General features: G+C 38.5%; 19 protein-coding genes and 2 pseudogenes. 9 read left to right on the top strand and 12 right to left on the bottom strand.

What is annotated here, in order from left to right:
* The 3 genes from LY28_RS05125 to LY28_RS19490 form a co-directional block, all read left to right on the top strand.
* Positions 1-183: transposase (locus tag LY28_RS05125; RefSeq protein WP_207658057.1), on the top strand; the 183-nt coding region annotated here is incomplete at its 5' end.
* 538 nt (positions 184-721) lie between these two features.
* Positions 722-1,303, top strand: a complete 582-nt coding sequence (locus LY28_RS05135; protein ID WP_110461115.1) for an accessory gene regulator ArgB-like protein — start codon at positions 722-724, stop codon at positions 1,301-1,303.
* 17 nt (positions 1,304-1,320) lie between these two features.
* Entirely contained in the window at positions 1,321-1,434 is a 114-nt protein-coding gene (locus tag LY28_RS19490) for a cyclic lactone autoinducer peptide (RefSeq protein WP_278302863.1), read from the top strand.
* Positions 1,435-1,471: 37 nt separating this feature from the next.
* Here the strand turns inward: LY28_RS19490 and LY28_RS05145 are convergent, their stop codons facing one another.
* Entirely contained in the window at positions 1,472-2,764 is a 1,293-nt protein-coding gene (locus LY28_RS05145; RefSeq protein ID WP_110461117.1) for a sensor histidine kinase, read from the bottom strand.
* Positions 2,765-2,870: 106 nt separating this feature from the next.
* Complete coding sequence (locus LY28_RS05150; RefSeq protein WP_110461118.1) at positions 2,871-3,263, bottom strand: helix-turn-helix domain-containing protein; 393 nt, start codon at positions 3,261-3,263, stop codon at positions 2,871-2,873.
* A gap of 1,068 nt (positions 3,264-4,331) precedes the next feature.
* Here LY28_RS05150 and LY28_RS05155 point away from each other — a divergent pair.
* Positions 4,332-4,574, top strand: a complete 243-nt coding sequence (locus tag LY28_RS05155; RefSeq protein ID WP_110461119.1) for an AbrB/MazE/SpoVT family DNA-binding domain-containing protein — start codon at positions 4,332-4,334, stop codon at positions 4,572-4,574.
* 544 nt (positions 4,575-5,118) lie between these two features.
* Positions 5,119-5,811, top strand: coding sequence for a manganese catalase family protein (locus LY28_RS05160; protein ID WP_110461120.1), 693 nt, complete (start codon positions 5,119-5,121; stop codon positions 5,809-5,811).
* A 201-nt stretch (positions 5,812-6,012) separates the two neighbouring features.
* Here LY28_RS05160 and splB read toward each other — a convergent pair whose 3' ends face one another.
* Positions 6,013-7,035, bottom strand: a complete 1,023-nt coding sequence (gene splB / locus LY28_RS05165; protein WP_110461121.1) for a spore photoproduct lyase — start codon at positions 7,033-7,035, stop codon at positions 6,013-6,015.
* 411 nt (positions 7,036-7,446) lie between these two features.
* On the opposite strand from splB, the gene LY28_RS19880 reads away from it, so the two are divergent.
* Positions 7,447-7,839 (top strand): sigma-70 family RNA polymerase sigma factor, encoded by a 393-nt coding sequence (locus tag LY28_RS19880; protein ID WP_242981167.1) that lies wholly within the window; start codon positions 7,447-7,449, stop codon positions 7,837-7,839.
* 378 nt (positions 7,840-8,217) lie between these two features.
* On the opposite strand, the pseudogene LY28_RS19500 reads toward LY28_RS19880, so the two are convergent.
* From LY28_RS19500 to LY28_RS05190, 4 genes and pseudogenes are all read right to left on the bottom strand, one after another.
* A pseudogene (locus LY28_RS19500) lies at positions 8,218-9,456 on the bottom strand (recombinase family protein); the annotation flags it as partial.
* 372 nt (positions 9,457-9,828) lie between these two features.
* Positions 9,829-11,223: an ABC transporter permease gene (locus LY28_RS05180; RefSeq protein WP_110461124.1), complete on the bottom strand. Its 1,395-nt coding sequence runs from the start codon at positions 11,221-11,223 to the stop codon at positions 9,829-9,831.
* Entirely contained in the window at positions 11,210-13,597 is a 2,388-nt protein-coding gene (locus tag LY28_RS05185) for a COG1361 S-layer family protein (protein WP_110461125.1), read from the bottom strand. The genes LY28_RS05180 and LY28_RS05185 overlap by 14 nt, the downstream gene beginning before the upstream one ends.
* A gap of 173 nt (positions 13,598-13,770) precedes the next feature.
* Positions 13,771-14,493, bottom strand: coding sequence for an ABC transporter ATP-binding protein (locus tag LY28_RS05190; RefSeq protein WP_110461126.1), 723 nt, complete (start codon positions 14,491-14,493; stop codon positions 13,771-13,773).
* A gap of 254 nt (positions 14,494-14,747) precedes the next feature.
* Here LY28_RS05190 and LY28_RS05195 point away from each other — a divergent pair.
* Positions 14,748-15,125 (top strand): annotated as a pseudogene (locus LY28_RS05195) (sigma-70 family RNA polymerase sigma factor); the annotation flags it as partial.
* Between the two features lie 199 nt (positions 15,126-15,324).
* On the opposite strand, the gene LY28_RS05200 reads toward LY28_RS05195, so the two are convergent.
* Positions 15,325-15,717, bottom strand: a complete 393-nt coding sequence (locus LY28_RS05200) for a pyridoxamine 5'-phosphate oxidase family protein (RefSeq protein WP_110461128.1) — start codon at positions 15,715-15,717, stop codon at positions 15,325-15,327.
* Between the two features lie 132 nt (positions 15,718-15,849).
* Between LY28_RS05200 and LY28_RS05205 the strand changes: the two genes are divergently transcribed.
* A complete protein-coding gene (locus LY28_RS05205; RefSeq protein ID WP_110461129.1) occupies positions 15,850-16,233 on the top strand; it encodes a winged helix-turn-helix transcriptional regulator in 384 nt (127 codons plus the stop codon).
* Between the two features lie 168 nt (positions 16,234-16,401).
* Here LY28_RS05205 and LY28_RS05210 read toward each other — a convergent pair whose 3' ends face one another.
* The 4 genes from LY28_RS05210 to LY28_RS05225 form a co-directional block, all read right to left on the bottom strand.
* Positions 16,402-18,147: an ABC transporter ATP-binding protein gene (locus tag LY28_RS05210; protein ID WP_110461130.1), complete on the bottom strand. Its 1,746-nt coding sequence runs from the start codon at positions 18,145-18,147 to the stop codon at positions 16,402-16,404.
* Positions 18,147-19,895 (bottom strand): ABC transporter ATP-binding protein, encoded by a 1,749-nt coding sequence (locus LY28_RS05215; protein WP_110461131.1) that lies wholly within the window; start codon positions 19,893-19,895, stop codon positions 18,147-18,149. The genes LY28_RS05210 and LY28_RS05215 overlap by 1 nt, the downstream gene beginning before the upstream one ends.
* An 81-nt stretch (positions 19,896-19,976) precedes the next feature.
* Positions 19,977-20,594, bottom strand: a complete 618-nt coding sequence (locus tag LY28_RS05220; protein ID WP_110461132.1) for a TetR/AcrR family transcriptional regulator — start codon at positions 20,592-20,594, stop codon at positions 19,977-19,979.
* 236 nt (positions 20,595-20,830) lie between these two features.
* The gene (locus tag LY28_RS05225; RefSeq protein ID WP_110461133.1) at positions 20,831-21,724 is read right to left on the bottom strand and encodes an AraC family transcriptional regulator; all 894 of its coding nucleotides are present in this window, start codon (positions 21,722-21,724) and stop codon (positions 20,831-20,833) included.
* A 231-nt stretch (positions 21,725-21,955) separates the two neighbouring features.
* On the opposite strand from LY28_RS05225, the gene galE reads away from it, so the two are divergent.
* Entirely contained in the window at positions 21,956-22,969 is a 1,014-nt protein-coding gene (galE, locus tag LY28_RS05230; protein WP_110461134.1) for a UDP-glucose 4-epimerase GalE, read from the top strand.
* The last annotated feature ends 9 nt before the right edge of the window (positions 22,970-22,978 follow it).

Raw genomic sequence — 22,978 nt, forward strand, 5'->3', positions numbered from 1 at the left:
GATAAACATGCAAATTTAAAGTATAAGTTTGGGAACAGACATTTTTGGGCAGAAGGATATTATATAAGCACAGTAGGTTTAAACGAAGCAACTATTAGGAAGTATATCCAAGAGCAGGAGAAGCACGATATTATGGTGGATAAACTAAGTGTAAAAGAGTATGAAGACCCCTTCAAGGGGTAGCAAGTAGTACGTTTGTCCCTTTAGGGGCGGCAAAGATGGCAAGGGCAATAGTAGCTTGAACAAAGTGAAAGCCAGCGTCTTTAGGCGCTAGCCGGTAACAAGCCCTTATAGGGCTAGCACAAGCCACCCGTTTTACGGGTGGTCATGACTTATGAAACCTTTCAGTTCAGCAGGAGATATTGAGTAATTCGACGAGCTATATTCGATTCTGATGCTTAAATATATAAGTGATGGTTTTATATTGATAATATGCAGGATGAAGCTGAAATTGGCTTGTGAGACTTCACGGATACTATTTCGGACTATCGGCTTTCAGCCGATAGTAATTGACTTTTTTAAAAGTTTTCTGTTTAACAAACATATAATGTCATATTTAAAGGAAGCAAGCATATTTATATTAATGGTTTTACTGTAGTTCAATTGCATATTTATGTAATTTGTATAAGGATATCACATGTTTTTGGTAAATTACAAAAAAATATCGACAAATGAAAATAAATAGGATATAATGGTGTAAAATGTAACATGCGGTGATAATATGTTGTCAAAAATTGTGAAAAAAATTACCGATGAAATTGTTATGAATGTACCGGGAATAACTGAAGAAAAAGCGGAACAAATTGATTATGGTTTGTATGTGGCTTTTTCAGATAGTTTGAAATTAATTGCAGTATTGATTACCGCTTTATTTCTTGGTAAATTCGAATATACTGTTGTCGCTGCTGTTGTTTTTGCTTTAAATAAATCTTATTTGGGCGGAGCTCATGCAAAGACACAAGTGGGATGCTTAATTTCATATTTTGTATTTATTTTTAGTTCTGTTTATATATGTGAGTCAGTAGATGTTTTATATATTAATATATTTTTATTTATTGTATCGGGAATTTTAGCAGCATTATTTGCACCTGCAGACTTAGTGACAAAGCCTATAATTTCTGAAAGAAAGAAGAAGGAACTAAAGATTAAGGGAAGTCTTTTATTATTACTGTTATTTTTAGTTTCGTTCTTTGTTCCTGTTGTTTACTCAAATATTATTTCTTTAATTACTTTAATATCGACGATTAATACTACACCACTGGTGTACAAATTAACAAAAAATAAGAGGGGTGGGATAATATGAAATTAAAAATTAAACTGATGGTATTGACAGTTCTGTCTTTGATTGGTATGTTTGCTGCTACTGCATCTGCGAATGCCTGTTGGATTTGGGCTTTTTACCAGAGGGAATGTCCCAGATCTTTGCTTAAGTAAAACAGTAAAACAAAAAAGGCTAAAGCAAAAGAGGCTATCAAGCCTCTTTTGCTATGCTTATAACTTGTGAAAATGTCATGCTGTCTTTATTGAAGGAGGTTGTATTAAAAATATTCTTATAGGAGCTGAGTATTTTATTTGCTATGATAAGCCCATTTCCTCTGTCTGCTCCCTTTTTGGATTTTTCAAGGATTGGGATTTCTGTGCACTCGTTATTTATTGTTATTATAAGGCTTTTTTCCGTATTTTCCATCTGCATCTCAATTTTCATTTTTCCGTTGTTCAATACTTCTTCTATTGCATTGTCAAGGTAAATGCCTATGACCTCGCACAATTCGGAAATCCTGATATCAGGAATTGAATCTACCACATCAATAACCTTAAGATTAAAAGCTATCCCTTGGCTGTCTGCATAATTCATTTTGGCTGAAATAATACCAAACAGCCCCGCGTTTTTGATATTATATATTGCCGTATTCCCTAAGTTTTCATTTAATTCTAATATTTCCTTCAGATATAATTCTGCCGCCTCGTACTTTTTCATTTGATACATTGCATATAAAACCGTAAGGTGATTTGTATGGTCATGCTTCAGCCTTCTTAAATCTTCGAGAGTATTGGCGAGAGATTCATTGTAGAACATTTGCTGATGCTGCTCTTCCTTCTGCATTTCATATCTATGATAAATACTGATATACCAGACTGTTGAAATAAAATATATAAGGGAGGATATGAGTGAGACCACAAGAGAAACCGGATCGTAATGAATTGCATAATATACTCCGAAATATGAAGCCATTACAATAACGGTAATAATCAGTAAAAATCCTATAGGTTTAAGATTTCTGATATTTGAAAGCATTTTAGTATATGTACTGAGCTTTATAAGGATGAAGGTTACTATATAAATAATAATATTCATTATTAAGAACAAATCAGGATTATTGTTTATCAATTCCTGAGACACCTCAATTCCGAACATATAAAAAATAGGAGCAACTGTGGCATTTCCAATTCCCATAAAAATGATTATAATGCAAAACGCAAGAATAGATTTAATCCATTCGATTTTAAAAAAGAATTTTATTATTACTATATTTATTATAGTCAATATTATTGATTTCATAAATTGCAGGCTAAGTGGTATATTCAGCACGCTCATCCATAGGGTGGATATCAATCCGTTCAGAACGCCGACAGAAATAGAAAATATGATAATTATATTGCGCTTAATGGTAACATTAAAATTTACTTTAAGAAATTCGCAAGTTAAGTATGTAGTAATTATTGCAAAGACTGTGTTAATTAACAACTGTTCTAATATATACACTAAAAGTCCCTCCATGCCCGAATTATCGAATAATAATTAAACCGTGATATTATGATTTGTATGTAAGCAAAAGTTTTACGAATATTTAAAAGGCAGCTTTATATATTTAGGATGTATTTTTTCCGGAAGCTGATGATGTCTCACATTTGACCTTATCCATTGAATCTTTATACTTAAGCAGTTGAATATATTTTTCAAGTTCTTTTTTACTTTCGGGACTAAGATTGTTAATGTTTGTTATAATAGAATTCTCAATAGAATTTAGTATATAATCCGAATTTTTGTTATTTGTTCTTCCAAACAGATAATCGGAGCTTACTTCATAATAATCAGCAAGGAAATTAATAACATGAGAATCAGGCTCTCTTTTTCCCTGCTCATAATAACCATATGCGCTGGTTGTAATATTTAAGATATTTGCAATATCCTTTTGCAATAAGTTCTTCTCTTCTCGTAGCTTCCTTAATCTGACAGAAAGTTTACTTTTATATTTTGGCATACAATTTCTCCTACTAAGATTATTATACAACGAAATGTCGCTTTAAAATACAAAAAACAACAAATAATTGTGGAAAGTTTTGTCGTACAACAATTTGTTAAGTCAGTCCCGTAATAAATATATTATTCCATTTAACTCTTTCATAAAACCAACCTCCGTAAACGTTTTTTTTGATTTTACAATAAAATAGATAATGTGTCAATATATGTAACAATATTAAGATAAATACAAATTAAGCTAGAAAAAAGTATTGGCTGGTTTTGTGAAGAAAAAAGCATTTAAAATAAAATTTTTTAAACATTCCGGCAGTTGAAAATATCATATGTAAAAAAGTAACTGAATGTCCAATAAAAATTATTCTTGCAATAAATCAACTGATGCATTAATATATAAATACTGTATTGAAATGTTTTGTGCGGAAGCGGAAATAAGCCTGACATGAGTTGACTAAATTTTAAAACATTGGTGAAGCAAGAAAACAGACACTTCAAAAAATAACAACTTCGTTGGTTTTCTCAATAATGTTAACATTGATAATCTTGACAATGTCCAACTTAAAATATTATTAATAAGGTTTAGCTTGAAAGCTTAAAGCATCTGTGCAAGCAGGATGCTTTGTATGGCATATAAAACCATATATGGCTTTTCGCAGTTATGGGGAGAGTATGGCTGGAAATCAGCTGTATATCTCTGAGAAGAGGCGGTTTTCCACTGATGGCTTAGCCCTTTTTATACCAGTACTCGTTAGAATTTGCGGGGATAGAGTATCATAGGAGATATTTATATCAAGATTATAATATCGTTTTTCAGCTGGTATGAAAATTGTATATATTATAAAAAATAATACATTTATTTACTGGGAACTTATTTCAAATTAATATTTGGGCAAAGAATAGGAAACTAGGCTTATTCCAGCGGTTTTAATAATGCTTCTCACATATGTAAAAAAATAATACATATATTTTATGTTTTTATACGACATTTTTCTTGAAAATTGTTGACAAATAGTAGGAGATATAGTAAAATAATGTCGAAGGGAATAAAAAATTGTAAAGGAGGCACACATTTATGAAATCAACAGGAATAGTAAGGAAGGTAGACGAGCTGGGCAGAATTGTATTGCCGATAGAATTAAGAAGGACTTTTAACATTGAGGAGAAGGATGCTTTGGAGATATATGTGGATGAGTCAACAATTATATTAAAAAAGTATGAGCCGGCATGCATTTTCTGCAATGATGCAACAAATGTAACAAACTATAAGGGTAAGAATATCTGTCAGGCATGTATGAATGAATTGAAGAAAGATTAAAAAGCACTTGTAACTACTGATATTATCAGACTCCAAAGGGAGTATGTATTATTTCAATAAAAGGCAGCACTTGAAGTGATAATTGCTGAGACAATTGATATACAAGGCTTAAGGCAGTATGCTCAGTTGTTTAGTTTAAGTTTGAAAAGACTAAAAATAGAAGGTGATATTGTTGGGGAAAAATGATATTGCAAGAATAAATCTATTTTTATCTGCTGAGTTGGGATTTACAAAAGTTATAGTCACTAAAGAAAAAAGGAAATATATCAAAAAAAAGATAAGCTTTTAAAGTTGGCTTATCTTTTTTTGTGTGGAAGGATACGTTAAAAAGCTTGATGTCTTGGTTATTATAAAGTCGATTGCTGTCGGTCGGGAATATATATCGTCCCTATATTTTATCGTAAGGAGGCCTGCAGATTTATCCGTTAAAAAATGCTTAATTTCTTGTATTAGCTTTCCATAACTTTTGATTTTTATAGGTATATTTTTAACTTATCTACACAGGATACTTATGAAATTATAAAATAATTAAAAGGAGAAAATTATGTTTAAACATGACAAGGCTCTTTTGCAGGAAGTTAAGGTTGATGGACCGAATCCCGCGTATGCGGCTATGATGCAGGAGCAATTAGGCGGACCTCACGGAGAATTAAAAGCGGCGCTTCAATATATGTCTCAAAGTATGAGTATTAAGGATCCGGAAATAAAAGATTTATTTCTGGATATTGCTTCTGAAGAGTTAGGTCACATGGAGATGGTTGCTACCACCGTCAATTTGCTGAACGGGCATACTCTTGATGCAAATAATGCAACAATAGGAAGCATTCAGGCTCATGTTTCAACCGGTCTTACACCCGCACTTACAAGCGCGTCAGGACAGTATTGGACAGCTGCATATATTGAAGAAACAGGTGACCTTGCCGCAGATATTTTATCGAATATATCCGCTGAGCAAAGGGCAAAAGTGGTTTATCAATATCTTTACAGGCAAATAAACGATAAAGGAGTAAGGGAAACAATAGATTTTCTGCTCAATCGTGAAGAAGCGCACAATACAATGTTCAGGGAAGCTTTTAACAGACTTCAGGATACTGGTTCTTTAAAAGACTGGGGAGTAACAAAGGATTCCAAGCTGTATTTTAATCTTTCAACGCCCGGCGGGCAGTTTTTTAATGCAAATAACCCACAGCCGCCAAGCTTCAATTCTCCTAATGCTGCGGGAGGACCCAAGATGTAAGAATAATAAATTGGCTGTTGCAGAATATACTTTGCATAAAAGTTATTACTGCCGGCGGAAGCTTTCATAACGATAGTAATTAATCTGAATGCTTTCAAGGCAATAAATAACAGCAGCTTATATTGTTTTTAAGGGATATCATGCAACAGCCTTTTATCAGGAAATGCCGGCATTAAATGCAGTTTAAGACCGAAAATAAATTTATATAATGTACAATATTTTTTTGTTTTTATAAAGTCCATCCAGTTCTTTTGTAAAAAAATCCTTAATTTCATTTATGTTTTCATTCGGATACACATACTTGCCATATCCGAACTGTCCATATTTAAATTTGCGTTCTTCGTCATTCATAGGTAAATCACTGTCGGGAAAAACCTCCAGTATTCTGTTTTTTGCTATTGTTGTATATCTGTGGGATATGATTTCAAAGGTAACGGGATAGCTTAAATTATCAGGAAGCTTGCTTCCTAATTCAAGCAGTAGATTATGGTAATCTTCTTTCCAATTCGGATAAATAAATACCGGTGCTATTAGAAAGCCTGTGGGATATCCTGCCTTGGCTGCCTTTATGCCCGCTTCTATCCTATTATTGCGGGAGGATGTATGATGCTCATATTTATTTATTACGAAAGCAGTATTAATACTGAAGCGTATTTCTGTATGTCCGTTATGCTGAATATTAAGCAAGGTATCTATATCATTGTATTTTGTCACAAATCTGAATCTGGATTTTTCGGATTTTCCGAAAAACTCTATGGCTTTTTTTAGCGAATGTGTATAAGGCTCAACAGGCACAGGGTCTGAGGTGGCTGCTCCTTCAAAGAGGGTTATTTCAGGGAGTCTTTCATTAATATACTTTTGAGCTTGCTTCAGAATGTCATCAATATTGGCATGGATTTTCACAAAGGGCTTATCTCCAAGCTGAGTGTTTAAATAGCAGTACTCACACTGTCCCATACACCCGGATACCAATGGGAGCTGATAGTGGGCTGAAGGCTTGCAGGATTGAAATTTTAAGCTTTTCTTAGTACCTATTACCAGAGTTTTTTTCCCTTCTCTGTATTGTGAAAATAAGTTGTCACCCGGGATGTACTGCTTTACCCTGCCGGATACAGAGTCGATAATTTCGGTATCTGCTTTGCCTTTAAATTTGTTGAATATATTTTGGCTCATTTCATATTCTAGTGCGCTTTTCTCAAAAATAATTCTTTCAGGTATAAACATAGTGTGCTCCTAACAAAATTAAATGCTTCTCGGTTAAGACTTCAAAAAATATAACTTATTATTTGACAAAGCTGCGGAATATATTCTTTAAGAAGCAAATTCAAAGCTGATGCAGCTTAAAGCCGGCTTGAAAGCAAAGTTTGTTCTGAAAAGTGCAGTCTTAAAATATTTATAAAGGACAGGCATTATTTATTTATTTATTCATAGAATAGAAAGGTACACTATTTTTTGAAGTATGAATATTGTGAGCTATCACACATATGTCATGCTTCATTATTATAGGAGGTGCCTTGCTTGGTAGAAATACTGTTTCCTGCAATTATTAATGGACTACTAAATAACCTATTCCTTATGCTGGGCTACGTTTCAAATGTAAATTCCTTTCCTCAGCCTCTGAATTCTGAGGAGGAAATGTACTATGTTGAGGCATATAAAAATGGCGATGAGGAAGCAAGGAATGTTCTGATTGAAAGAAACTTAAGGCTTGTTGCACATATTGTGAAGAAATACGGTTCCTGCGGCAATGACAGCGATGACCTTATCTCTATAGGTACAATCGGACTGATAAAAGCAATATCAACCTTTAATGTGGATAAAGGTACACGTCTTGCAACTTATGCTGCCAGGTGCATAGAAAATGCTATTCTTACCTGTTACACACAAATCACTTCTTTCGGATACCATTTGAAAAAAATCCTGATATTCTTCCTCAGAGGTTCCCTTGATGAAAATATGAACCTCGTCGTCTCCGCCGGCGTTCGGTATAATAAATATTTTTTCAACGATTTTCCGTATCAACTCTGACTTTTCTATATGAGATAATTTTTCAACCAGTATGGGGAAGGAAAATATCAGTTCTCCGGTTTTTTTCAAAACATCTGTATCCTCAATATGGGTTTTCCTTTCAGCCAGCAATTCTTCTTTTTCTGATTTATATTGCTCTATGCTATCCGCCAGTCTTTCTATATCCTCAAGAATATATTTTTCTGCTTTTTCGGCTGCATTACGGAGGCTTTTTGTAAGATTCTCCATTTCTATACAGCATTTATCAGTCAGCTTTTCAAGGCTGTTTATTTTTGAATCCAGATTGGCCGTTATTGATTGATGCATTGAACTGCTTTCCAGCAGGCTGCTGTAATATTCGTTATCCGTATGACTGCAGACAGAGCAAATGGTATCCAGCACAAACTGATCAATGGCATTGCCTTTTATGTCCTTACAGCTGCAAGCTGTATTATCCCTTCGCTTGGTTTGGCATTTATACAGAAAGCGAGGCTTCCCGTTGGTATACCTGCCTGTTTCCCTGTGTGTAAGGAGATTCCTTCCGCAATAGGGGCAGGCGATCAGACCGGATAACAGGGAGTGGGTTTTTTCATTAGGGCGGATATATTTATCCTTGTTTTCCTCTAGTATATTTTGTGCCAATATCCATTCCCTGCCGGAAATGATTCCTTTATGTCTTCCTATAGCTATAATCCAGTCTTCAATGCTACGACGCTGGATTTTTTGAGTGTAGGAGGGATGAATGATGGTGCTTTCGTCTTTTATTTCTTTAACCTGCAAGGTTTTATTGTAGACCATCAAACCGCACTTGCCGTTAAAATCAGCCTCTTTTGCATAAATTGGCACTTTAAAAGCTGATAAATAAGCATATGTGTCTTTATCGGCAGCAGCATATACGGGGTTTGTCAAAATGTTTCTTATGCTGATTCTTGTGTGGTTTTTCCTGTTTTTTGTAAGGATTTTCTTTTGATAAGCCCAATTTACTACATTTTGAACACTTCTGGATTCCAGAAAGCGCATAAATATTTCTCTGACAATAGCCTGCTCCTCAGGAACCGGCTCCAAATGGTTCAGCGATGTTTTTTTGCTGCCGATACTAATATACTCTTTTTTTGATACGAAGCCTGTGGGAGCAGTACCGCCAAGCCATCGTCCTTCCTTCGCAAGCTCATACATGTTGTCTGATATTCTCTCCGCAATAATGTCACGCTCAAATTCTGCAATAGATGCAAGTAAGCTCATTATTATTTTTCCGGTTTTAGAGCTTGTATCTACCTCGTCTGTGCAGGAGACGAAAGAAATTTTTTTCTGCCTCAGCTGTTCCACAAGATTAAGCAAATCAAGAGTGCGTCTGGATATACGGTCGAATTTATAACAGATTACCGCTTTGATTTTATTATCCTTAATATCCTGAAGCAGCTGCATATACTCCGGCCGGTCGGAATAAAAACCGGACAAGCCTTCATCCTTATAAACTATTATATCCTCATCATGGGCGTCAAATTTTAAAACGGCATAGCTTTTGCATTTGCTGATTTGATTATCTATGCTTTTTCCGGTTTCGGTTATCTTTGATTTGCGGGCATAGACTGCAACTTTTCGATTGTCCTCCGGTTTGCTTTCTGTTTTTGAAATCATAATGCTCCTCCCGCAAAAGCTGCTTTGTTTTTTCTTGCGGTATGCTGTAAGAATATTCCAGGCTGATGCACTCCTCGATGGCGCTATAATTGACTCCTGTCAAAGAAATATATTTAGCTGCTTTTTCTGCTCTGAATTGAAGCACTGATTTGCAGATGTACTGCAGCTGTTTTTGTGACTGACTGTGAAGGACAGCTTTAAAAGCCATTTATAATACCTCCCTTATAAATTAAATATATTTTTGGAGATATTTGTCCTATGCATGATTATGCATGATATAGAAGTAAAAGCAGCACAAAAAAGGCTATTGACGTATCGCCAATAGCCGGATATTTTTTGGAAAATATTTTATTGAAAGGCTGCCGGAGAGGCTTATTCGGATTTTATTGCTTCCAGAGCACTGAGCTTCATGGCTCTTCTTGCGGGTGAAAAACCGGAAACAAGTCCTATAAAGATAGCAAAAGCGATAGAGGTAAGTGCCAGCCAGATAGGTATTACGGATATCCTGCTTTCGGCATCTCCCATACCCATGCCCATACCCATACTGAGCATGCCTCCGCTTTCGGAATTCATAAAACTCTTGCCGATTGTGTTTAAAGCAAAGGAAGCAAGATAACTCAAAATAACGCCGATACAGCCTCCCAATAATCCGATGATACCTGCTTCCAGCAGAAACAAATGCCGGATGTTTCCCATTTTGCAGCCAAGAACCTTCATTACGCCTATTTCACGGGTCCTTTCATAGATGGACATAATCATTGTATTTGTTATACCAAGAGCAGAAATAATGAGGGATATGGCTCCAATGGCTCCAAGCACCAGCTGAATAGTCTGAGACTGCTTTTGCATGGATTTTCGCATATCTGCAAGGCTGTTGGTTCCGTAGCCCAGATCATCAATTTCAGACTGAATCCGATCAACATCCTTGATTTTATCCACCATGACCATAAGGCGATCGAAGCTCTTGCCGATGCTGTTGGTATCAAACATCATGCTGCTTTGGCTCTGGCCGTTCTGGGCTTTGGCAGCGTCCTTCATAAGCTTTTTAAGATTAAGGTAATCCATGAAGATATATTGATCCTTCTGCCAATCGTTCGTTATATCTAAGACTCCTACAGCTTTCAATTTGTAGAGCTTGGGAGCCTTGTCTGAAGTGTCGGATCCACCTAAACCCTGTTGCTGCTGCTTTTCTCCATAGCTCATGTCAAAGGTTGCCTCGATTTTATCGGTCAATACATTAACGGCGGGCTGTCCGTCTACCGAGCCATAGCGGCTCTTTGGGTTGTAAAAGTATTGAGGGATATTACCGCCCACTACGATTTTGTCCGAATCGCCCTCCTGAAGCAACCGGCCCTCGGCAATGGGATAATCAAAATTCGGCATTGATTTTACATCAATCCCCATAACCTGTACATAGGCCATGTACTTGCCTGATATAAGCTTCATGCTGCTTTCAATGACGGGGGTTATACCCTTGATTCCTTCAATTTTGCTTATTTTTGTTATGGCGGCATCGTCAAGAACGATTTCCTTTTGTGGTCCGCCGGAGCTGTCGGGATCGTTTCTGTATGTGGTAACGTTAATGATATTAAGGTTGCCCATTTGCTTTAATTGGGCTTCAAAACTCTCATTCATACCCATTCCAAGGGAAACCATGACAACAATGGATGCGGTTCCTATGACAACACCGAGAACAGTCAGTATAGTTCTGGTTTTTCTTCTGAAGAGATTCTTTAACCCCATTAAAAGTATATCAAAGTTCCTCATCTATCATAAATTCCTTTCTTGCTTTTATTTTTTTGCGAATTACGAGTACAGTAATGGTTATTATTATAAGTAGCAAAGCTCCTCCTCCGATAAAAGCCCATAGTGGAATTTGTTTGCCGGCTTCCTGAGGAGGAATTGAGCCATCACCGTCAGCGGGAGGCTCCACAGGCATTTCAGAAGCATTAAAGGATATCTCTTTTTTTACTTCCTGCTTTTTACCATCTGCATCTTCATATGAGAAAACAAGGAAGCCATTCACAGGGCCTGCTGCTTCGGGAGTAACAGCGCCGTCAAAGGAATCTGTTTTTCCGGGTTCAAAATTACCCACATAATAGCTGGTTCCCTCAACTCTGAAATTGCCTTCAAGCTTTACCAGCAAATTATATAAGGTGGATTTGCCCATATTGTAGAAGCTAACATTTATAGGCACCGGGGAACCCAAATAGGCTTCGGCGGGAAAGCTTAAATCTCCCACTACCAGACGCGGGGTCTGCTGGAGGGAAACACCCACAACATCCTTGGTAGTATAAGGATTTCCTTTTTCATCCTCGTACTCGTAATTTATACTTATCATATACTGCTTGGGAGCAGCATCCGATTTTGAAGAGAAGCTGACCTGTTTCTGAACCCTGCCTTTGGGGGCTATGCTATCGATATAAAAAGAGTTTGAATTAACAGTTGTAAAGGTTCCGTCATCAGAAGTAAGAGTTACTTTAACATTGCTGATGGTGGAGGCCTTACTTGTATTCAATATTGACAGGTTCAGGGTAAAGGGCTGGCCTGCACTTATGATTTCAGGATTAACGCTGTATTTGTCAATGATGAGTCTGGGGACAGACTTTCCGGTGGAATTTTCTATATTGAGGCCGACGTACTGCATGACTGTCTGTTTGGTAACAGTTCCATCAACAGGTGCGTCATATTCAACATTCAATGAAACGGCATAATTTTTTGTTACTGCCTCATCCGAAACATAAAGCTGAAACTGAACATTCTTTGATTCCCCCTTTTTCAGTGTGGGAATTATAATTGTATTCTGAGTTCTGGGTATCAGCTCCTTGTCTGCTGATATAGTTACCTTTATATTATGAGCATCTGCCGAGCCGGTATTGGCTATGTCAAAAGACACAGGAGCACTGTCACCGGGTGATAGTACATTTTCGGGCGATACAATGCTTTTCATCTCGACAATTGTGTGAGAGTCCTCCGATACCACATTATAGAAAAATTCCATTTCATCGGAATATAAAGAACCGGTACTATCCGAATAATCTACCTTTACTTTCAGACTGTTTGCGCCGGTTTCGATTTTGGAGGAAGCAAACAGATTAAATGAAAATACGGACGAAGTACCGGAATAAATGGCTGTCTGAGTTTTTTTATTTGTATTCCCGATTATACTTGCTCCGTCATTTTTCAATCCAAGTAAGGTGACCGTTACATTTTTTGCCGATATGGCACCGTTGTTTTCCAAGGCTACATCAAGCTTGAAATTCTTTCCGGGAAGTACAGGTGAAGGATTTGTCGAGACTGTTTTTAAATCCAGCTTTGGAAGCCGGCTGCCTTCCAAGGTTTTTAAATAACCCGTTTCCGTATTGCTGAAATAATCTCCTGAAGCATTATAATATTGGAGATTAAATTTTATGGGATAGGTTTTAGGGGTTGCGCCGTAGGATATCTTGAAAGTAAATTTGACATTCTTGCTTTCATTTGGCTGCAAGGATTCCAGTGTATGAGACGGATTCATTGCTTCAACGGTAATTGGAGCAGAGTCGTCAAGCACCGGAGAAACCACAATATTTCTTGCATAGTACAGGCTGGTGTTTTTAAGGGGAAGAGTATAGGTGATTTCAGCACCGGCTTGTCCGGAGGGTATGGCTGAATTCTCTGCAATTTGGATTTTTGGGGCATATTTTGTAGTATCTACCGGGGTGGAAGGAGTGTCATCCTTGATCACAGCCTCGGAGATAGTAACGAAATCTGTTTGGGAGTTGGTTCCTGACGGTGTGGTATATTTTATGGTAACCTGAAGCTTATTGGATGATCCGTCATATTTATAATTGTAAGCATTGGTCATAAAGACGGTAGCATCAAGGGTAGCAATATCTACAGGGATGATGGAACCGGAATTTTTTATTGAGAAGGAAGAACTGCTGTCAATTGCTATGTATATGTCCGAAACATCGGCACTATATTTTTTTACATTAAGAGTCATACTGAATTCGTCACCGGATTTAATGGTTGTCTTATTAATGTTGTAGCCTTCAAGACTTACATCTTGTGCGGCAGTTGCCGGTAATGTAACCGTAAATATTTCCGACAACAGAATAAAACAAATTAAAAGTATAGCTGCAAGTTTTTTTAACACGTTCATATGTATTTACCTCCAAGCCTCACTGGACTGTCATTAATTTTTATACTGTATTTGCATATCAAATTTAAAGAAAACCGTTTATACAGCCGCAATATACGACTTAACATCGTAAGATGCTATACTGCTTTTACTGAGTGCTGACTATAACATCAAACAGGAGATGTTAAGCGGTATTATATTATCTTTTCCGCCGGCAGGTTAGACGACGGGGTCTGGGTTACTACCTTTTCAATATTTCCATCAAGAATATGAATTACTTTATCTGCGTAATTTGCAATGCTGATATCGTGTGTAACGATTATCAATGTCTGGGAGTTCCTTCTTGCCATACCTGTGATTAGATTCATAACATCAATGGTTGTCTTGGAATCCAGATTTCCGGTGGGCTCATCTGCAAAAATAATTTGAGGGTTTCCCACAAAGGCTCTGGCTATGCCTACTCTTTGCTGTTGACCGCCGCTCATCTGGGACGGTTTTCTGTTGTTGTGAGAGGTTAGCCCAACGGCATTAAGCATTTGCTGTGATTTTTTATCCCGCAGTCTGCGAGGGATGCCTTTGAAAGCCAGAGGCAGACCGACATTTTCCAGAGCAGTCAAGCCTGGCAGCAGATTGTACGACTGGAAAACAAAACCAATGTATTTTTGGCGGAACAAAACAAGCCTCTGCTCATTCAGCTTTTCGATATGTATATCTTTGATAATTATTTCACCTCTGGATGGCTTTTCAAGACCGGCCAGAAGATTTAAAAGAGTGGATTTGCCGGAGCCGGAGGTTCCCAGAAGACAACATATTTCACCCTTTTGGATAGTAAGGTCGATATTCTGCAGGGCAACGACTTTTTCGTTACCTACCCTGTATACCTTTCTTACTCCTTTAAGTTCAATCAAACTACCCAAATATTCACCCTCCTTAAAAAAGTTTAACTGAGAATTAGACGAAATTGAATTTATATAGTTCCCTAAAATTAACAAAAGGTTATATAATCTATAATCTATTATATAACTTCCAGTAAAATTAAAGGTAACAAAAATGTAACCATTTACAGGCTTTAATTTGAAGGCTGTAAGTCTGAATGCCGCCGGATTTCAATAAATGGGGGATTGCTTGAATAAGGACTGAAAAAAGGTATAGATGTGTTAACAAGGCTATAATAGCAAATGAAATTCTAATGCAAATAAGAGCTTCTAAAAAAATACAGAATGAAGTTTCTTTACAAGATCCTATCGGGGTGGATAAAGAGGGCAATGAGATTACACTTATTGATTTAATTAGCAATGACTCTGAATCCGTAGTGGATGAGGTCGAACTGAAAATGCAGGTTAAGAAGCTGTACAGCAAAATGAAGGTTACTCTTAAAAACAGAGAAAAGGTAGTACTTGAATTAAGGTACGGCTTACAAAACGGAACAAGCAAAACCCAAAGGGAAATAGCAAAAATGCTCGGGATTTCAAGATCATACGTATCCAGAATTGAAAAGAAAGCAATAAAAAAATTAAGCAAGGAACTAAAACCGGAAGGCTGTCAATAAATAAACATAATGCCCCCTATTTAAGCATAAAGAACCCTATATTTTTTAAAGTCAAAACTATCCTCTGATAGTTTGGTTTTAGGCATACCTCCACATGCATAATAAAACAATTCTATAATGTGGAGGTATGCATCTTTTTTACACGGCATTCTGACCTTTCCCCAATACATAAGGGCAGCAACATATAAACCTTGATATATTAAAACTTAATCACCTTAGGTGCATCTGTGAAAGATGAGATTGTAGCGGTAGCATCCTTGAGATAAAAAACCTGACAGTTGCCGTCATCGGCTTTGTACATTCCCTGAAGGGAAGGATAGGCATCCAGCATATGCTGCCTTGCTTCTGCTCTGTCATCCTCTACGGCTGCAGCTTCCACACGAATCCATCTGCCTCCTGCCATTCCGCAGATTTCAATCTTGGAATTTTCTTTCATTTGTTTTGATACATTTTTTATTTTGCCGGTTTGAAGGTAAAGCTTATTATCAAAAATATCAACAGTGCCAAAAGGACGAACCCTTGGTTGGTTACCTTCAACGGTTGCTAGGTAATATGTTTCGCATTTTTTCAAAAACTCATAAACTTCATTCATAAATATTCTCCATTTCTTTTAAGATTGACTTTTAATCTATTTTTTAATATTATTAAACTATTATACAAGGTTATAATCAAGTACGATTTTTTAATATAGTAAGTATCAATTTGGATACTAAGGAGGAAAATTATGCAGAAAGAGTTATTTGGCATTTGTCCATTTGTGACGGCGCAAAAACTGCTTACCGGAAAATGGACGCTGCTCATTATGCGTAATCTGAGCATAAGGACAATACGTTTTAATGAGCTGCAAAGAGAGCTTCCAAATTTAACGCAGTCTACTTTGACAAAGCAGCTGCGTATGATGGAAGAAAATGGACTGATTATCAGAACAGTATATAATCAGATACCGCCAAAGGTTGAGTATTCACTCAGTGAGCTGGGGAATCATTTCAAGCCTGTTTTGGATGCGCTTCAAATATGGGGGAACGAATATATTGAGTATTTAAAAGAAAATAACAGACCGGCTGAAAAGCAACATGAATTAATTGATGGTGAAGGGAATTCTTTTTAAAATTAAAGGCTTGTAAAAGAATGACCCCTTGCTTGGGTTTTTCAAGGGGTCATTCTTTTTTGACGGCTGCTAAAGTCAATTGCGGTTCACAGTTCATGCCTTCATGAAGATAGGATACAGTTTTTTCGGATTAATTAAGCTTTTCAATGCAGGCTGTTACAGCGCAGGCTATTCTCTACGACTCCACCCCTTAGTGGTTTCCCGGACTGTTACAAAGCTTTTATAAATTCCGTCCATCTGTATCAATTCCTCATGGGTTCCTTCCTGAGCAATTTCTCCATTCGCAATGACCAAAATTTTGTCTGCATATCGGATTGTACCGAGTCGATGGGCAATAACAAGGAGCGTCTTGCCCTTGCACAGTTCACTGATAGCCTCCTGAATATAGCTTTCGTTATCTGCGTCAACACTGGCAGTGGCTTCATCTAGGATTACAATAGGAGCATCTTTTAAAATGCAGCGGGCAATGGAGATTCTCTGCTTTTCACCGCCTGAAAGAGTTTCACCGCCTTCGCCTATCATTGTCTGAAAACCGTCAGGCAGTGCCATTATGAAATCATAACACCTTGCTTTTTTTGCAGCTTCTATTACCTCTGCCTCGCCGGCATCGGGGCGTCCCATGCTGATATTGTTATAAACGGTATCCTGAAACAGATAAACCCGTTGGAACACCATGCTGATATTATTCATAAGATCACTGAGCTTTACCTCCCGAACATCCTTGCCGCGTACGAGTACTTGCCCGGATTTCACATCCCAGAAGCGGGTAAGCAGGTTTGCTATGGTAGATTTCCCTCCTCCAGAGGGCCCGACTAATGCCAGCATATTGTTCTTCTTTAAATCAAAGGAGACATTGTGAAGAACATCCTTATTGCCGTACGAAAATCTCACATTCTTAAATTGCACCTCAGGTGCTTTGCTGTGCTCTGGAATAGTGGACCGGCCGTTATCCGGCAGCTCCTGCTCATTGAATACCGCTTCAATACGATCCATACAGCTGCTCATAACTGTAAGACGCGCGCTGTCACTATAAAGTGCCTTGATAGGACCGAAAAGGTCAAACACAAATAGCATTATGCCCAAAAGGAAGGTGGTGTCAAGCACAGAGCCTGCATTCAGGTACAGGGAAAGAGTAAGAATAATCACTCCGCCGATGCCATATAGCAGGTTCAGACCACGCTGCCATACAGCGGCATTTTCTTCAAAGTCAATGCTGCGCTTGCAGCTAGTGCGGAAGTTGTCTGAAAGCTCCTTCGATTTCTCTCCCAAAAGATTGTAGGTCTTGATGATACCAATTCCTTCAATAAAATCAAGCACAGCTTCAGTCAGGTTTTCGCTCTGCTCCTGACGGATTGAAGAGTACCTGAGACTGTCCTTGTTCATTCCATGTGCTACAACAATTAAAATCAGAATAACGGCGGTTGCCGCAAGACCAAGCCAGACGTTGAGAAGGAACAGAAAAGCCAGCAGAATTACCTCTGCAAAGATATAGCTCATCATGTCAGCAAGGATGTTCATGCAATTTTCTTCAATAAACAGCATATCGGTGGAGAGAACCGAACTGATTTTCCCAAGATTGCCTTCCGTAAAATATCCCATTGGCATTTTGCGCAGATGTGTGCCCAGCTCCATACGTTTTTCGGCAAAGACCATGTATCCTGCAGCAGACTGCAGCCGGTTTGCCGTGTGCTGGAGCAGAATCTGCAGAATCAGGCTTGCCGCCATTGCAATTCCGACTTTCAGGCAAAGAGCAGCGTTTGCAGTGCCATCATAAAAGGCTGCAAGAATGACAAATGCAAGCCCTATTGGCACTTTTGCCATAATTGATTTCAAAAAGGAAAATACAAATGCCAGTTGGATCTTGCCCTTATATTTTCCTGAAACCGAGAGAATTCGTTTCATCAAAGAGAGCATTAGTTTTCATCTCCTTTCGCAATGCTAACCTTCCAGTTTGCACTGGCTTTAGCTGCCTGCCACAGCTTTTGATATTCAGGACAGGTGTCCAGCAGCTCCTTATGGGTACCTGCTGCCGCAAGGTTACCCTCCTTTAAAACACAGATCTGGTCTGCGTTGATAATTGAATGCAGCCGATGGGCAATGACAATAACGGTTTTTTCACGGATTACCTCGGCAATTGCCTCATTCATTTTCTCCTCGTTTTCAGGATCCATGAAGGCTGTTGCTTCGTCAAGAACAATAATAGGTGCGTTTTTTAAAATCGCACGGGCCAGAGAAATCCTCTGTCGTTCTCCTCCGGAGAGTTGTTTCCCTCCATCTCCCGCTAAGGTGTGGATTCCGTTTTCCAATCTGGATAGGAATTCTCCGCACTGGGCTTTTTCAGCTGCTGCCATTACTTCGTCATCTGTTGCATCCAGCCTGCCTAAGCGTATATTTTCCAAAAGGCTTATATTAAATAGAAATTGTTCCTGAGCCACATAGGATATCTCGTTGTTCAAAGCTTCAATGCTCATATCCCGGAGTTCCTGTCCGCCTATTTTTACCGAACCGCTGTCAATGTCATAAAAATGAACCAGCAGCTTTGCCAGAGTGGATTTTCCGCTGCCGGATTCGCCAACCAGAGCCGTCATACTGCCCTCGGGAACCTTTAGCGATATACCGTGGAGAACCTCGGTATCCTTGTAGGAAAAGCTGAGGGAATCAAATTCCACAGAGTGATCCTTTCCCATAAAGGGTTTATCTGTTTGTTGAAGAGGAGAGGCACTCATAATTTTTTCAAGGCTTGCAATTTTAAAATTAATTTGCGGAAGTGTTGACATAAAGCCCAGAGCCCGCAAAAGCGGCGCACCGATTCCGAAGGACATACACAAAACCAGTGCCAGATCCGGCAGTGTTGAATATCCGTGAATTACCAGATAAGCGCCGATAGGCAGAACAAAGAGCGAGACTGTAGGCAAAACGCTGCTGTAAAGCGCCATCCACGGCCAACATGCCTTATACCAGGCAAGTGTAAAGTCCCTGTAGTTTTTTACATCTCCTTCGAATCTATGATAGGATTCGCCGTCCCGGTTGAAAACCTTTACTACCTCCATGCCGTTGATATATTCCACAATGGTGTTATTCATCTTTTGGGCCGCGCCGTAATAATTTCCCATTTCCTTCATGCCTATCCTGTACATGAGCAGCATTGAAAAAATCCCCACCGGCAGAGAGCATAGTGCCAGCAGGGCGAGCTTCCAATCTGCGATAAACATTCCGGCAAACACCATAACGGGTATAGCAAGATTTGCGATACCCTCAGGAAGCGCATGGGCGAGGAGCAGCTCAATTGTTTCTATATCATCAATAAAAACCTTCTTGACGGAGCCGATGCCTTTCCCCTGAATAACGCCCAGAGGCTGCTGCTCCAGTCTCTCCTGAAGGGAGATTCGCAGATTTTTCAGCGTGTTGTAAGCACTTTCATGTGAAAGAGAAAGCCCCCGCACATAAAAGATGGCATACAGAACAACACATACGGCGATGGCTGCTACTCTCAATGCTACATAATGCAATGACATGGTTTCCCTCATAAGCAGGGGGGTGATAATTTGGTATATGAACCAAAAGGGGAGCGCATTCATCACGATACTAACGAGCATCAAAACAATTGCCGCATATGTTGTTTTTCTATACTCACCTGTATAATTCAGTACTTTTTTAAACAAGTTGAAATCCTCCTTTATGTATTGGTTAGTTGTGCCTAACTTGTGGTTGTAATACACCCTTCCATATGCTGGAAGGGATGCTCACACCGATGGAAATCCAAGTACACGCCGCCAGTTGAACAGGTCACAAATCAGCTTGCAATGCTCTTTAATCTGTTCCCAGCCATACCCGTGAATGAACGGCTCATAAATGGTAGTCCAGAAAGCTGACAGCAGGATATGCATCTCGTCCCGGGAGATGCTTGCATCGGTTAGCCTTCGCTTCCTGGTTTCCAAAAAGTATTCATAGCTTTTTCCTGTCATAACCTCTACCCAGTCATGCTGAAAATCAGAATATCTGGTTCCTTCCGCACACTTAATGAGCAAAAGAAACCCATTTCTATGCTCGTAAAGAAATTGAAACCACCACAGCGTAGAAGCATTCATTTCCCATGCAGTTACCAGCTCTTCATCGGAAAGCTTTTCCACAGAAATAGAGCACTTTTCCTCCATAACAGCGTTCAGAGCTGCAACCGTATCTGCGACAACGGCGCAGAATAAGTCCTCTTTACCCTTATAACGCTTATATAAAGCGCCAGTAGTAATTTGCGCCTTCTGGCATATTTCTTTTAAGGATGCTTTTTCGTATCCATTGGCAAGAAACTCCTTTTCAGCACTTTTAATAATTCGAGGATCAATAGAACGGTCAGGCCTTGCCAAAAATACGCACCTCCTTGTATTAAACATTGATAAAAGCATTATCGATAACTCGATTATCAGTTTATCAATTGGCAGGGAAAATGTCAAGACTTATGTACAGGAGAAAATATTTAAAACGGGAAAGACAAGTCTTCTATGCTCAATATAAGATTCGGCAGATAGAGAGCTCAACAGTATATATCTGCGCTTGGCTTATTCCTGCACTTATAAGAAATCAGAATACCGCATTATACACATTATATCCTGTAAGCTTTGGATTTAACTGACAGTACATACTGCGACGGAGTCATACCGGTAACATTTTTAAAATGCCTTGAGAAGTAATGGATAGATGTATAGCCCAAGATTTCAGATATTTGTGTAAAATTATATTCTCCCTCACGCATCATTTTTTTTGCTGCTTCAATTTTAAGCTTCTTAAAGTGCTCCATTACTCCTGTTCCCATTTTATCCTTGAACAAGACCTTCAAGCTTGTCCTGCTGAGGTTGGAAAAACGGCATACCTCGTCAAAGGTCAGGTTTTTTGTAACATTCTCATTAAGAAAATTATTAATCCTTTGAAGCAAATCGTTGTCAGATCTTTCTTTGACAACAGTTGAAAGCCTGCTGCTGCTATTTACGCTGTTTCCTTTTCGAACCATGCTTATCAGTAATTGCTCAAGATATATTTTAATCAGCTGTTCACAGCCGAAAATAGGCTCCGGCCGCTTTTCCAGCTTTTTCATATGGGTAATGTCAAGCTCGGAGGTATAGGCCTCTTTAGCCTCATTAATAATTTGCGCAAGCAGGTTTTTTTCGAAATCGCTTATTCCAAGGATTTTATTTTCATAGTACCTTATTGCGGGCGATTTACACTCAAAGGACACAACAATCAGGTTGGGAGCGACCTTGCCGTTTGCCCAGACATTATGAAATTCATTGGGCTTATGAAATATAATTTCACCCTGCTTCAGTTTTAAACCGAGGGCTTCAGCCATAACCTCAACCTCTCCCTTGTCAACATACAGAAATTCCCAGAAGTCATGCTTTTCACCCTCAAAAACATAGTCCTTTGCATATTCAAAGTAATGTATAGAAATAATTCTTTTAATGACTATTTCCTCTTTTAAAAGAGTTTTTTCGTAATCCATTTTAACCTCGCAGTATTGATGTTAACTATATTATAGCTAAAAGGAAGCAATCTTCCTAGTCCAAAAGTCTAAATAAATTGACTTTATTGATAAATAAATAATTAGCCATACGCCTTAAAATATAAGTATAAAGAGAACGTGAGACAATGGTAGACAGATTTAGAAAAGGTTAGTGTACCGCTGCGTTGCTTTATTATAAATTTTGTACCCGAATCGGGTGTGGAGGTTAATATGTCTGTTTTGGTAACCGGAGGAGCCGGCTATATTGGAAGTCACGCTTGTGTGGAACTTTTAAAGTCGGGATTTGAGGTTGTGGTTATAGATAACCTCAGTAACAGTAATGAAGAAGCTTTAAGAAGAGTTGAGGAAATAACAGGGAAGGCACTTAAGTTTTATAAAGAGGATTTGCTTGACAGAAATGTGCTTGAAGAGATATTTAATAAGGAAAAAATTGATGCAGTAATGCATTTTGCAGGGTTAAAGGCTGTTGGAGAGTCTGTGGTGCAGCCGGTAAGATATTATCACAACAATATAACAGGTACACTGGTATTGTGTGAGACAATGCATAAATATGGTGTTAAAAAGCTTGTCTTCAGTTCATCTGCAACAGTATACGGAAATCCTCATACAGTTCCTATTACGGAGGAATTTCCGCTGTCAGCTACAAATCCTTATGGACGTACAAAATTAATGATAGAGGAAATACTAAGGGACTTATATATTGCGGATAACACATGGAATATAGCCATACTGAGGTATTTTAATCCAATAGGCGCCCACTCAAGCGGCAGAATCGGAGAGGATCCGAAGGGAATACCCAATAATCTGCTGCCATATATTGCTCAGGTTGCAATTGGCAAGCTGGATAAGCTGAGTGTTTATGGAAGTGATTATCCTACAGCTGACGGAACAGGTGTCAGAGACTATATACATGTTGTTGATTTAGTTATGGGACATCTCAAGGCATTGGAAAGGCTGAGGAGCAATCCCGGTGTTGTAACCTGCAATTTGGGTACGGGAAGAGGCTATTCGGTTTTAGAGATTGTGAAGGCTTTCTCTGAAATCTCAGAAAGAGAAATACCATATAAAATTGCAGATAGAAGGCCCGGAGATGTGGCTGCATGCTATGCTGATCCAACGAAGGCAAAAAATGAACTGGGCTGGTGTGCGGAAAAGGGGCTGGAAGAAATGTGCAGGGACTCGTGGAACTGGCAGACCAAGAATCCGAAGGGATATGAAAAATAAGGAGGGACT

Origin of the sequence: Ruminiclostridium sufflavum DSM 19573 (assembly GCF_003208175.1) — a bacterium.
In the GTDB taxonomy this organism is placed as follows: Bacteria; Bacillota; Clostridia; order Acetivibrionales; family DSM-1351; genus Ruminiclostridium; species Ruminiclostridium sufflavum.

Bases quoted from the DNA above. Each gene is read 5' to 3' on its own strand.
- LY28_RS05225 (WP_110461133.1), bottom strand. From the start codon at position 21,724: ATGGATTACGAAAAAACTCTTTTAAAAGAGGAAATAGTCATTAAAAGA.
- splB (WP_110461121.1), bottom strand. From the start codon at position 7,035: ATGTTTATACCTGAAAGAATTATTTTTGAGAAAAGCGCACTAGAATAT.
- LY28_RS05210 (WP_110461130.1), bottom strand. From the start codon at position 18,147: ATGCTCTCTTTGATGAAACGAATTCTCTCGGTTTCAGGAAAATATAAG.
- LY28_RS05150 (WP_110461118.1), bottom strand. From the start codon at position 3,263: ATGCCAAAATATAAAAGTAAACTTTCTGTCAGATTAAGGAAGCTACGA.
- LY28_RS05155 (WP_110461119.1), top strand. From the start codon at position 4,332: ATGAAATCAACAGGAATAGTAAGGAAGGTAGACGAGCTGGGCAGAATT.
- LY28_RS05200 (WP_110461128.1), bottom strand. From the start codon at position 15,717: ATGAATGAAGTTTATGAGTTTTTGAAAAAATGCGAAACATATTACCTA.
- galE (WP_110461134.1), top strand. From the start codon at position 21,956: ATGTCTGTTTTGGTAACCGGAGGAGCCGGCTATATTGGAAGTCACGCT.
- LY28_RS05205 (WP_110461129.1), top strand. From the start codon at position 15,850: ATGCAGAAAGAGTTATTTGGCATTTGTCCATTTGTGACGGCGCAAAAA.
- LY28_RS19490 (WP_278302863.1), top strand. From the start codon at position 1,321: ATGGTATTGACAGTTCTGTCTTTGATTGGTATGTTTGCTGCTACTGCA.
- LY28_RS05180 (WP_110461124.1), bottom strand. From the start codon at position 11,223: ATGAGGAACTTTGATATACTTTTAATGGGGTTAAAGAATCTCTTCAGA.
- LY28_RS05135 (WP_110461115.1), top strand. From the start codon at position 722: ATGTTGTCAAAAATTGTGAAAAAAATTACCGATGAAATTGTTATGAAT.
- LY28_RS05160 (WP_110461120.1), top strand. From the start codon at position 5,119: ATGTTTAAACATGACAAGGCTCTTTTGCAGGAAGTTAAGGTTGATGGA.
- LY28_RS05185 (WP_110461125.1), bottom strand. From the start codon at position 13,597: ATGAACGTGTTAAAAAAACTTGCAGCTATACTTTTAATTTGTTTTATT.
- LY28_RS19880 (WP_242981167.1), top strand. From the start codon at position 7,447: ATGTACTATGTTGAGGCATATAAAAATGGCGATGAGGAAGCAAGGAAT.